13 protein-coding genes are annotated in these 12180 nt (G+C 30.3%); 12 read left to right on the top strand and 1 reads right to left on the bottom strand.

Annotation, left to right across the window (positions count from 1 at the left end):
• The first annotated feature begins 74 nt into the window (after positions 1-74).
• Genes ACWJJT_RS03565 through ACWJJT_RS03525 form a run of 9 tightly spaced genes read left to right on the top strand, consistent with a single transcriptional unit; the run spans position 75 to position 7406 of the window.
• A complete protein-coding gene (locus tag ACWJJT_RS03565; RefSeq protein ID WP_462956073.1) occupies positions 75-551 on the top strand; it encodes a Na+/H+ antiporter subunit E in 477 nt (158 codons plus the stop codon).
• Complete coding sequence (locus ACWJJT_RS03560; RefSeq protein ID WP_462956072.1) at positions 544-813, top strand: monovalent cation/H+ antiporter complex subunit F; 270 nt, start codon at positions 544-546, stop codon at positions 811-813. Before ACWJJT_RS03565 ends, ACWJJT_RS03560 begins: the two co-directional genes overlap by 8 nt.
• The gene (mnhG, locus tag ACWJJT_RS03555) at positions 810-1130 is read left to right on the top strand and encodes a monovalent cation/H(+) antiporter subunit G (protein WP_462956071.1); all 321 of its coding nucleotides are present in this window, start codon (positions 810-812) and stop codon (positions 1128-1130) included. The genes ACWJJT_RS03560 and mnhG overlap by 4 nt, the downstream gene beginning before the upstream one ends.
• Positions 1117-1356 carry a hydrogenase subunit MbhD domain-containing protein gene (locus ACWJJT_RS03550; protein WP_462956070.1) on the top strand — a complete coding sequence of 80 codons (240 nt, stop codon included), beginning with the start codon at positions 1117-1119 and terminating at the stop codon, positions 1354-1356. Before mnhG ends, ACWJJT_RS03550 begins: the two co-directional genes overlap by 14 nt.
• Positions 1353-2075: a hydrogen gas-evolving membrane-bound hydrogenase subunit E gene (gene mbhE / locus ACWJJT_RS03545; RefSeq protein ID WP_462956069.1), complete on the top strand. Its 723-nt coding sequence runs from the start codon at positions 1353-1355 to the stop codon at positions 2073-2075. The genes ACWJJT_RS03550 and mbhE overlap by 4 nt, the downstream gene beginning before the upstream one ends.
• Before the next feature lie 2 nt (positions 2076-2077).
• Positions 2078-2440, top strand: a complete 363-nt coding sequence (locus ACWJJT_RS03540) for a sodium:proton antiporter (protein ID WP_216303053.1) — start codon at positions 2078-2080, stop codon at positions 2438-2440.
• A 1-nt stretch (position 2441) separates the two neighbouring features.
• Positions 2442-3914, top strand: a complete 1473-nt coding sequence (locus ACWJJT_RS03535) for a complex I subunit 5 family protein (RefSeq protein WP_462956068.1) — start codon at positions 2442-2444, stop codon at positions 3912-3914.
• A gap of 16 nt (positions 3915-3930) precedes the next feature.
• Positions 3931-5376 (top strand): complex I subunit 5 family protein, encoded by a 1446-nt coding sequence (locus ACWJJT_RS03530; RefSeq protein WP_462956067.1) that lies wholly within the window; start codon positions 3931-3933, stop codon positions 5374-5376.
• Positions 5377-5393: 17 nt separating this feature from the next.
• Positions 5394-7406: a complex I subunit 5 family protein gene (locus ACWJJT_RS03525; protein ID WP_462956066.1), complete on the top strand. Its 2013-nt coding sequence runs from the start codon at positions 5394-5396 to the stop codon at positions 7404-7406.
• Positions 7407-7442: 36 nt separating this feature from the next.
• Here ACWJJT_RS03525 and ACWJJT_RS03520 read toward each other — a convergent pair whose 3' ends face one another.
• The gene (locus tag ACWJJT_RS03520) at positions 7443-8543 is read right to left on the bottom strand and encodes an iron-containing alcohol dehydrogenase family protein (protein WP_462956065.1); all 1101 of its coding nucleotides are present in this window, start codon (positions 8541-8543) and stop codon (positions 7443-7445) included.
• A gap of 418 nt (positions 8544-8961) precedes the next feature.
• On the opposite strand from ACWJJT_RS03520, the gene ACWJJT_RS03515 reads away from it, so the two are divergent.
• The 3 genes from ACWJJT_RS03515 (at position 8962) to gdhA (ending at position 12172) form a co-directional block, all read left to right on the top strand.
• Positions 8962-9672, top strand: coding sequence for a pseudouridine synthase (locus ACWJJT_RS03515; RefSeq protein WP_216303111.1), 711 nt, complete (start codon positions 8962-8964; stop codon positions 9670-9672).
• Between the two features lie 83 nt (positions 9673-9755).
• A complete protein-coding gene (locus tag ACWJJT_RS03510; RefSeq protein WP_462956733.1) occupies positions 9756-10628 on the top strand; it encodes a MurR/RpiR family transcriptional regulator in 873 nt (290 codons plus the stop codon).
• A gap of 191 nt (positions 10629-10819) precedes the next feature.
• On the top strand, positions 10820-12172 hold the full coding sequence (gene gdhA, locus ACWJJT_RS03505) for an NADP-specific glutamate dehydrogenase (RefSeq protein WP_462956064.1): 1353 nt from the start codon (positions 10820-10822) through the stop codon (positions 12170-12172).
• Positions 12173-12180: the final 8 nt, after the last annotated feature.

Below are 12180 nucleotides of genomic sequence, written 5' to 3'. Positions count from 1 at the left end.
AGAAAATTTGGCATGTTTGTTGCTAGTTAAATACATAAAGAAACTGAGTGAAAATTCATAGGGGGATTTTTAAAATGTATTATGGAGTTGTATATTTATATTTATTATTTTGGATTGTTCTATCCGCAAATGCGAAAGTTGAAACTATTTGTATTGGTATAATAATAAGTTTATTAGTTAGAAATTTAAATAAGGGTTTGATGTGTAGTGATAGACAAGTAAATTTCAAGAAAAATATTGGAAAATGGTTATCTTACACAATTATATTGATAAAAGAAATAATAGTTTCCAATTTTAATGTGGCAAAAATAGTTTTGAACCCTCGAATAGTAATATCGCCACAGATAGTAACAATTAACACAAAAATAAAATCTGATTTTCTTAAAACAATTTTTGCTAATTCTATAACATTAACGCCGGGAACCTTAACCATTTCAATGGATAGAGATAAAATTACTGTGCATTGTTTGAAATATGAATTTGTAAATGGGCTAATTAATTCAGATTTTGAAAAAAAAATTTTGGAAATTGAGGAAGATATTTATGAGTAAACTATTGATTTTTTCTATTTTATTTTTAGCGGCTACAATTTTTTTATGTATGCTGCGAGCGATTAAGGGGCCAAGTGCAGCAGATAGACTTATTGCTATTAATGTTATAGGCACTAAAACTATTATACTTATTCTTATAGTTTCATTTTTACTTAATGAAACTTATTTTGTGGATGTAGCAATAGTATATGCTTTGATTAGTTTTTTATCTTCTATTGTAATAGCTAAATTTATTGAAAATTCAGAAGGGAGAAATATATGAGAGAGTTAATTGTTGCTATTTTTCTCTTTGGAGGGTTATTCTTTTTCATGGTTGGAACACTAGGAATTATAAGATTTCCAGATGTGTTTACAAGAGCCCATAGTGCGGCTAAATGTGATACCTTAGGGGCTATATTATGCCTATCTGCATTAGTAGTATTAAATGGATTAAATATGGTTAGTTTGAAAATTGTATTAATTATTGTATTTGTATGGATTGCGAATCCAACAGCTACACACTTAATTGCGAGAGCTGAGTATACCCGGCAAGCGTCTCTTGAGAAAATAAATGGGGTGAAAAAACATGAAGATATTTAGTTTGATAATGCTGATGTTCTTAATAGGCTCTGCTGTAGTCGTTTCTACTATAAAAAGTATGCTTGGTGCGATAATAGTATTTATGGTTTATAGCCTTATCATGACAATTCTATGGCAACAGCTAAATGCTCCCGATTTAGCAATAACTGAAGCCGCAGTTGGAGCAGGTATTACTACAATTTTATTTATACTTACACTAAAAAGAGTTAAAGGAGTAAGAAAATGAGAAAATTTTTATCTATTGGGATTACAGCAACTCTAATTATGGTTTTACTTTTGGGGGTTAATGAACTCCCCAAATTTGGACAATATGATAATCCCGCCAATAATGAAGTTGCACATTATTATATAGAGAAAACAACAAAAGAAACTGGTGCAATGAACATTGTTACAGGTATTATTTTAGATTACCGTGCCTTTGACACTTTTGTTGAGTCAAGTGTATTGTTTACTGCTTCAATTATAGTTTTGTTACTTCTAAAGAAAGAAAGGAACCCTAAGGATACAGGTACTTACGAAATTATTATAAAAAGTACTATTTTAAAAGAAGTAAGTAAAGTGCTAATACCTTGCATTCAGATTTATGGGATTTATATAATTTTTTATGGACATCTAAGCCCAGGTGGGGGATTTGCAGGTGGAACAATTATAGGCACAAGTTTCATCTTATATAGAATAATTTATGGTAAAAAGTTTACAGATAAAAAATTACCATACGCAAGATTAATAACCTATCTATGTGGAGCAATTATGTTTTATGGGTTATTAAAAGGGTATAGTTTTATAACTGGTGGAAATCATTTAGGGCTTCCGCAGCCTAGTTTAGGAACACCAGGTAATATACTCAGTGGTGGATTTTTATTGCCACTTAACATATTAGTAGGAAGTATTGTAGCGATTACTATATACTTTTTTTTCACTTTATTTGACAGAGGAGAAATTTAATTATGGAAGGATTAATAAATAATTATTATGAGACTGGCGCAATCATACTGTTTGGAATTGGTTTTGCAATACTGTTATTGCATAATAATTTAATAAAAAAAATAATTGGTATGAATATAATGGATACAGCAATTTTTTTATTTTTTATTGCAAAAGGATATATTTTAGGTAAAGATGCTCCCATTATTATAGGGGCGCATAAAGGAATTCAAGGTTACATAAATCCTGTTCCATCTGCGCTTATGCTTACTGGGATAGTTGTAGCAGTCAGTACAACAGCATTTGCCCTTGCACTAACAGTGAGGTTGTATGAAGGATACGGTACCATTGAACTAGATGAAATTATTAAGATGAGGAGTGATTAAAATGAGCCTAATAGAGAGTTTTCCACTTACAATTATATTGATATTGTTCATTTCGGCATTTATAATGCCTTTAATTAAAAACACAAAGATTGTTAAGGGTATTAGTTTAATATCAATGACAATAGTCATGATTTTAGCAGTGATAAATTTAATCTTTGTTATTAACAAGGGAGGATATTTATATAGAATTGGACATTTTAATGCACCTTATGGAATTGAATTCCGCATTGGAATAATTGAGGCTATAATGGGTTTGGTTTTTACATTTGTTTCACTTATGATAATTTGGTATTCAATTTATAGTATAGAAAAGGAAATCAAAGAATCAAAGGTAGCTTTATATTATTTACTTATAAACATTTTAATAGGCTCCTTACTCGGCGTAGTATATTCTAACGATTTGTTTAACTGTTTTGTATTTATAGAAGTAGGAACACTTGCGTCTTGTGGCACTATTATTGTTAAAGACAAAAAAGAAAACATAAAAGCCACTATGAAATATTTAATTATGAGTTGCATCGGATCCGGCCTTGCACTTATGGGAATTGCTTATTTATATTCAATGACTGGCCATTTGAATATAGATTACATTCATGAAATATTAATTAAAGGCTACATAAATTATCCAAATGCAGTACTGATTTCTATAGTTTTATTTATTGTTGGGCTTGGAGTAAAAAGTGCTATGTTCCCACTTCACAATTGGCTACCAGATGCCCATTCAAGTGCACCTACTTCCTCAAGTGCACTTTTATCTTCTTTAGTTTTAAAGGCATTTGTTCTACTTTTAATTAAGATATTATATAGACTTTATGGAATGGAAATAATTAAGTATTATTCTGTTTTGAATATTATATTGATATTAGGTAGTTTAGGAATGATAATGGGCTCAGTTTTTGCTATCTTTCAAAAAAATATAAAAAGAGTTATAGCATATTCTACTGTGGCACAAATGGGGTATATATTTCTTGGTATAGGTCTTGGAACTGATTTAGGAGTTTCCATTGCTATATTCCATATTATTGGGCATTCGGTAACTAAATCAGCGTTGTTTTTATTAGTTGGGGGAATGATAGAACAAACAGGGCATAAAACATTAGAACATTTAAAGGGAATAGGGAGAGAAATGCCACTAACATTAGGATTATTTTCTATGGGTGCACTATCTATGATAGGAATTCCGATATTGCCTGGATTTGTAAGCAAGTGGCACTTATCTTTAGCATCTATAGCATCTGGAGATACAATTTTAGTAGCGGTTATATTGCTTAGCAGTTTATTAAATGCAGTATATTATTTCCCGATCATAATAAATGGATTTTTTGGAGAAGAAAATTTACAAGATAAAGTATATAAATCTAAAAGCAAACCTGTAAAAGAATTGATGCCTGTAATTTTTCTAGTGATTTCAATGGTTTACGTGGGATTAACATCTAGTGGTATTATAGATTTAATTAGCCTAGGACTTAAGTAGAGGAGATGCTTCGCAGTTGAATAATATCACAATAATAATACCAATTTTATTCCCATTTATATTAGCAATAATTATGGCAACAATAAAATTAGATGAAAAGAAAAGAAATATTTTTGTTAGCATGGGCGTTATATTAAATTTTATTTTTCTAGTTACTATATTTTATGTGTTTGGAGAAAGTAGAATTCATCTATTCAAAATAAATGAATTTCTAGATATTTATTTTAAAATAGATAAGTTAAGTATATTGTTTTCTTTATTAGTTGCAATTTTATGGATTTTCACTTGTTTCTATGCCATGGAATATATGAAACACGAAGGCAAAGAAAGAAAATTTTATACTTTTTTTCTTGCAACACTTGGTGTAACCATAGGAATTGCCTTTTCGGGAAATCTTATAACACTTTACGCTTTTTATGAATTTCTTACATTGTCAACCTTCCCGCTTGTAATTCACACTGATTCAAAAGAAGCGTTAAAAAGCGGAAAAAAATATCTGATATATTCATTTGTAGGAGCCACATTGGTTTTGCTTGGAATGATTTTATTATTCAGCATTACGAATGATACAACATTTAATGCTCATGGCATTTTGCCAGCACTAACAAATGATAATAAAAACCTATATTTGGTAAGTTACGTTTCCATGTTTTTAGGTTTTGGAGTTAAAGCGGCCCTTGTGCCATTCCATTCATGGCTACCGGCAGCAATGGTTGCTCCAACTCCCGTTAGTGCACTGCTTCATGCAGTCGCTGTTGTAAAATCGGGAATTTTTGCTATTATGCGGATGAGTTATTTTATCTTTGGGACAGAAATAATCAGACAGCTCCATATAAATATATTTTTAAGTATTCTGATAGTAATTTCAATTTTAATGGGTTCATTCTTAGCATTACATCAAGAAAATTTAAAAAAGAGGTTAGCTTACTCAACAATTAGTCAATTAGGATATGTATTATTAGGCTTGGTTCTTTTAAATGAAGATGCATTTGTTGGAGGTCTGCTTCATTTAATTAATCATGCAGTAATTAAGATTGTTCTTTTTTTCTGTGTTGGAGCGATAATGTACACTACGGGGAAAACAGAGATTAGTCAGATTAGAGGTATTGGCAAACAGATGCCAATAACAATGGGGTGTTTTAGTGTAGCTGCAATATCACTTATCGGAATTCCACCAACAAATGGTTTTGTTAGTAAGTGGTTTCTAGCTCAAGGCGGACTTACAGAAGAGGAAATGGTTTTTCCTGCAATACTGCTTATTAGTGCATTATTAACTGCTTTATACCTTCTTCCAGTTATAAAAGAAGCCTTTTTCAAAAAAGGGGAGAACATTATAGTTAAAGAAGCACCAATAAAAATGTTACTACCCATAGTTATTATAACCATTATAATTGTTTTACTTGGATTATTTCCTAATATGCTTATCTCATTTATTCAGAAAATTGCTAGTGAGGTAATTTAAGAAAGGAGGGTATTATATTGAAATCCACTACGTATTTACTGTTTATTTTGCTGTTCCCACTTATTAGTTCTTTAATAGGTTACATTATAGGCATGAAAAATGAAAAATATAGGGATATCTTTAATATTGTAATGACTGCCATTGTATTTGTAGTTACTACTATATTATATAAATATGTTGTAGTACAGCCAATAGAGCTATCGATACCTTATATTATGGGTACAGGTCTTCATTTGAAATTGGATATGTTTAGATATGTTTTTGTCTGGCTTACAGCTATGATATGGTTTTTAACTACAATATATTCAACACAGTATTTAAAAAATACTAAAAATAGGAATAGATATTATCTGTTTTTTATGTTAACCCTAGCAAGCACCATTGGAATTTTCATATCAGAAAATTTCTTAAATTTGTTTGCTTTCTTCGAAATTATGTCCTTTACATCATATGCTTTAATAATTAACGATGAAGATGATTATTCGCATGATGCAGGAAATACTTACATTATAATGGCAGTAACTGGTGGTCTTATTTTGCTTATGGGATTATTTTTGCTATATAATTATACTCAAACATTAGATATCAGTGAACTTAGAGCTTGCGTAAGCAAGTTAGGTGAGGTAAAGTATCTTATCGTAACTCTAATTATTATAGGGTTTGGTGTAAAAGCAGGAATGGTACCATTACACATATGGTTACCGAAGGTATATCCTGCAGCGCCAACGCCTGCAACTATTGTTTTATCTGCAGTTTTAGCGAAGACCGGTATATTTGGAATTATATTAACTATTGAAGTTATTATGAGTGGAGATTTTATGATTTCTATTACTATTCTAGTGATAGGTCTTCTAAATATGTTCATTGGTGGTTTTCTAGCCATGATGCAGAGAAACATAAAAAGAATTCTTGCATATAGTAGCATGAGTCAAATTGGCTATATTCTTGTTGGAATAGGATTAATAGGGATTTTAAAAGATCATAGAACTATAGCTATTTATGGTACATTGTATCATGTTATAAATCATGGAATTTTTAAAGCCTTATTATTTATGGGCACAGGGACCATATATTTGGTGCTAAATGAGGTTAGCATAAATAAAATTGGTGGCTTTGGAATTAAAAAACATGCATTAAAGATAATGTTTTTTATAGGCGTTCTATCAGTAATAGGGATGCCTGGTTTTAATGGATTCACTAGTAAAACAATGCTGCATGAGGCACTTATTGAAGCGGAGCATATGTATGGGTGGATGTTTTTTAAAATATGTGAAATTGTGTTTATAATAAGTAGTAGCTTTACTGTAGCCTATTTACTGAAAATATTTGTAGCTGTATTTATAGAAAAAAGCAATCAAAACATTGAAAAAGTAAAGGCAAAGATAACTAAAATGACACTTTTACCAATGGCTATATTTAGTTTAATGAGTATTTATATTGGACTTAATCCGAGTGTAATCTTACATGTGTTAGATAAAGGTTTAAAGCCATTTGGAAATGCTGAGCCAATAGCCGTGGATTTCTACACTTTTAATAATATTAAAAGCTCCTTTATAATAATATTAATTGGTATTGTAATTTATATGGGATTTATAAGAAAAGTGTTAAAAAAAGGGGAAGGTACTAATTGGTATTATGTGAATCCAACCTTAAATTGGATAAGTTTAGAAAAACATATATATAAGCCTCTAGGAAAAGGTGTTATTTTTATTAGTTGCTTTATTTTTCATATAATTGATCGCTTAGTAGTTAACAGTGTTACTTTTATAGGGAGCAGTATTGATTCAATTAGTAAAAGGAAAATCGATTATGGAAAATCTATTATAAGAAGAATGAGAAGCGAATTTGTTAATTTATTTAATACTCAAGATATTAACAAATGCAAAATTGAGATGGCAGAGGAAAAGTCAGATATTATAAATATGAAATCAAAAATAGAAGAAATAGGGTATAACATGAATAGTTTAACTTACTCACTATTTATATTTGGTATTCTACTCGTAGTGTGTTTGTTATTTTTAATGTCCTAAAAAAAAGCAAATGTTAATTTGCTTTTTTTAAAATATTTATAATTTGAAACTATTCTTATAAATATTTAGTATATCTTCTCGCTTTACAGGTGTGGGATGATTTTTTAACTTATTATTGTTTAAGGTCATTTTGTCACTATAAGAACATACGTCTTCATAAGTTACACTATTTACATCACCAAGCATAGAGTTTAGAAAATAGCCAAGTTCATCTAAATTCTCTAGGGTTAATAGATATAAAATCTTTTTAACTTTAATTTTATCATCGCAAAATTCTAAATATGACTTTAAAAGTATTCCATTTGCTTTCCCATGAGGTATATTATGAAAATATGTAAGAGCATAACCCATTCCATGTGGAAGAGATGTTCCAGATTGCGCTATAACCATACCAGCTAAAGTAGAAGCTACCATTAGTTTTTTTCGTATAGTATAGGTGAAATCTTTTTCTTTTATCATGTTTAGACATTCACCAAATAATTTTAACCCCTTTTCTGCTAAAGCATCACTTAATATACTTGCGTTTGTTGACAAATATCCTTCTATTAAATGTGATAAAGCGTCTACTGAAGTATTAATAGTTATTTTATCTGGTAAAAACATTAGATATTTTACATCAAGCAGAGCATATTCAGGAAATATTCTTTGACATATACCATGCTTTGTTTGTAGTTCATTATCTGTAACTATAGAATAAGGAGTTGTTTCAGTTCCTGTTCCAGCTGTTGTTGGTACGGCAATTATAGGTATAGATTTTAAATTTGGGCTTTCAAACAAATTACATATTGTATCATTTTGGTTATTTATGAGCACACCGGCTGCTTTTGCGGCATCAATGGGAGAGCCACCTCCGATTCCAATAATGAAATTAGATTTTTGTAATATTCCAAGTTTTGCAATGGTTTCTACAGTTTCTAAAGAGGGATTTTCTTCTACATTATTAAAAATATCATATTTAATTCCTTCTTTTTTCAACGCATTAGTAACATCTTTTAATGAACCATTAGTGATTGAAGAGGTTTTACCAGTAACAATTAAAGCTTTTTCTCCATAATTACAAAATAAATTGCTATTTTTTAGTACTACGTCTTCATCTAGTAATATTTTTGTTGGCATGTAGTAATTAGTAAAGTTCATAGTATATCCTCCTTTTATAATAATATATTTTGTGTATATTATAGCATTAGATACATCAAAATAAAAACAAGTTAAATCTATTAGTAATTGAAGTCGTTAATAATGCAATATATTTCCTTGGAAATATATTGCATTATTAACGGTGCTTGTGTTTTAAAATTAAAAATAATTTTACAACAATTGATTTTTTATTAATATACTATATAATTATCCGTGAAGACTTATTTATATATATATTAATTTTAATTTTAAATCAATTTTATTTCATAACAGATTATGAAATCTGCTTAGAGAAATATTTGGTGAAAAATACATTTATAGTGATATTCATTTATTAAGTGGAATTTGGCTTATGAAATTTTTTTAATAGGAGATATATATTTATACAGTGACTAAAATAATATTAGGAAGTGATATAGTGGAAGAACGATTGCAAAAATTCATGGCGAGCTGTGGTGTTGCTTCACGAAGAAAATGTGAGGAAATAATTACAGCAGGAAGAGTAAAAGTAAATGATTTAATGGTTACAGAACTTGGTCATAAAGTTGACCCTGAAAAAGATAGGGTACATGTGGATAATAAAATTATCAATATGGAAGAAAACAAAGTTTACATTGCACTAAATAAACCAGAAGGGATAGTATCTACTGTAAAGGACGAAAAAGAAAGAAAAACTATTCTAGATTTGGTGAAGGTAAAAGAAAGAATATATCCCATAGGACGGTTAGACTATGATACATGCGGTTTAATTATATTAACGAATGATGGAGATATCTATAATAAGGTTATTCACCCAAGACAAGCAATCAACAAAGTTTATTTAGCAATACTAGAAGGATGCCCAAATGAAGAAGAAATATCTAAGTTCTGTAATGGGATAGATATTGAAGGATACATTACAGCGAAAGCGGATCTTCAAATAAATAAGAGGGTTGGATTCAACTGCAGGGTTACAATTACTATACATGAAGGAAAAAATCGCCAAATCAGAAAAATGTGTGATGCAATAGGACATCCAGTTATTGCATTAAAAAGAGTTTCTGTGGGCAATATTTTATTAGGGGATATGGAAAAGGGTTCATGGAGAAACTTGACTGAAGATGAAATAAAATATTTGAAAAATTTATAATTAAATGATGCATTTTATGTGGGACATGAAGGAGTTTTTCATTTTATTTGGTTGGAATTAACATAGAAAGGATTGAGTTAGTTATGGAAAACAGCAAACAAGATTTGATGAGGTCTATTCAAATCAAGTTTCCACGGTTAAGCAAGGGGCAAAAATTAATAGCAGAATATATTTTAAAACACTATGATAAGGCAGCATTTATGACAGCAGCCAAATTAGGTACTAGTGTAGGAGTAAGTGAATCTACTGTTGTAAGATTTGCTAATGAGTTAGATTTCACTGGTTATCCAAAACTACAGAAAGCTCTTCAAGAATTAATTAAAAATAAACTAACTACTGTTCAAAGAATTGAGTTGTCTAACGACTTCATTACGCAAGAAAATGCATTAAAAGGTGTATTAAAAGCTGATATGGAAAATATTAGAGCTACTCTGGAGAAGATTAATTATAAAACTTTTGAGGAGATAGTAAATTCACTATTTAAGGCTGAAAGAATATACATAATCGGACTTAGAAGTTCATCTGCATTAGCAGAATTTTTGGGTTTTTATTTAAATCTTATTTTAGATAATGTTAAGGTTGTAGCATATGGTGTCAGCGATATATTTGAGCAGATGCTTAATGTTAATGAAAATGACGTAGTGATTGGAATAGGGTTTCCAAGGTACGCTACAAGAACAATTGAAGCTTTGACTTTTGCTAAAAGTAGAAATGCTAATGTTGTAGCAATTACAGATGGTTTATTATCTCCACTAGCGGCTAAAGCTGACTATACATTAATAGCTCAAAGTAATATGGCTTCATTTGTTGATTCTTTAGTAGCGCCACTCAGTGTAATAAACGCATTAATTATTGCTGTGGGATTAAGAGAAAAAGAAAAAATTTCAAGGACATTTTCTAATTTGGAGACCGTATGGGAAGAATATCAAGTTTATTCTTATAAAGATAAAGATTAGGATGATTAGTATGATATAAGTGGATAAAAATATTTGCTTTTTATTTTAAAATATAATTATAATTCTTTAAATGAGGTAGAAATAGTGCATACTATAAATTATGTGCAAAGTAGTAGCAATCTAGTATATATATACATACATATATATGTATTAAATTTAAATAAAACATTAATTTAAGGAGGAAATAAATTATGGAAGTAAAAGAATATATAGAGCAAGTATTAGAAAATGTTAAAAAGAGAAATCCTAATGAACCTGAATTTTTACAAACAGTTGAAGAAGTTTTAGGATCTTTAGGACCAGTTTTAGAAAAACATCCAGAGTATATTGAAGCAAACCTTTTAGAAAGATTCTGTGAACCTGAAAGACAAATGATGTTTAGGGTTCCATGGATAGATGATGCAGGCGTTACACAGGTTAACCGTGGTTTTAGAGTGCAATTTAATGGATGTATAGGACCATTTAAAGGCGGTTTAAGATTTCATCCTTCAGTTTATATTGGAATCATTAAATTTCTAGGATTTGAACAAGTGTTAAAGAATTCATTAACTGGACTTCCAATAGGTGGAGGTAAAGGTGGTTCTGATTTCGATCCAAAAGGGAGATCAGATGCTGAGATAATGCGATTCTGCCAAAGCTTTATGACTGAACTTTACAGATATATAGGGCCAGATGTTGACGTTCCAGCTGGAGACATTGGTGTTGGAGGACGAGAAATTGGCTATTTATATGGACAATACAGAAGGATTAAAGGAACTTTTCAAAATGGAGTTCTTACAGGAAAAGGGTTAGCGTATGGCGGAAGTTTAATAAGACCACAAGCTACAGGTTTTGGGATAGCTTATTTCTGTGAAGAAATGCTTAAACATGAAGGGCTAGATTTTAAAGGTAAAACAGTATCTACTTCAGGTTTCGGAAACGTTGCTTGGGGTGTTTGCACTAAAGTTGCTGATTTAGGTGGTAAAGTAGTTACACTTTCAGGTCCAGACGGATATATATACGATCCAAATGGAATAACAGGAGAGAAAATAGATTACTTAGTTGAAATGTTAAGGGTAAATAAAGGCTCAAGGGTTAAGGACTATGCTGACAAGTATGATGTTGAATTCCATGCTGGAGAAAAACCATGGAATGTAAAAGTTGATATAGTAATACCGTGTGCTACACAAAACGATATTAATATAGAGCACGCTAAACAAATAGTCGCAAATGGAATAAAATTTGTTTGTGAAGGTGCTAACATGCCATGTACTAACGAAGCAGTTGACTACTTCTTAGAAATGGGCGTTAATGTAGGACCATCTAAGGCTGCAAATGCAGGCGGAGTTGCTACATCAGCACTTGAAATGAGTCAAAATAGCATGAGGTTATCATGGACGGCTGAAGAAGTTGATGAAAAATTACATGAAATTATGATTAATATATACAAAAATTGTAAAGATGCATCAGAAGAATTTGGATTTGGTTATAATCTAGTTTCAGGAGCTAACATCGCAGGCTTTGTTAAAGTTGCAGAAGCAATGCACGCACAAGGAAATTATTAATTCTTACG

It is taken from the genome of Clostridium sp. CM041 (genome assembly GCF_055081035.1).
This window is presented reverse-complemented; position numbering and strand designations above follow the sequence as displayed.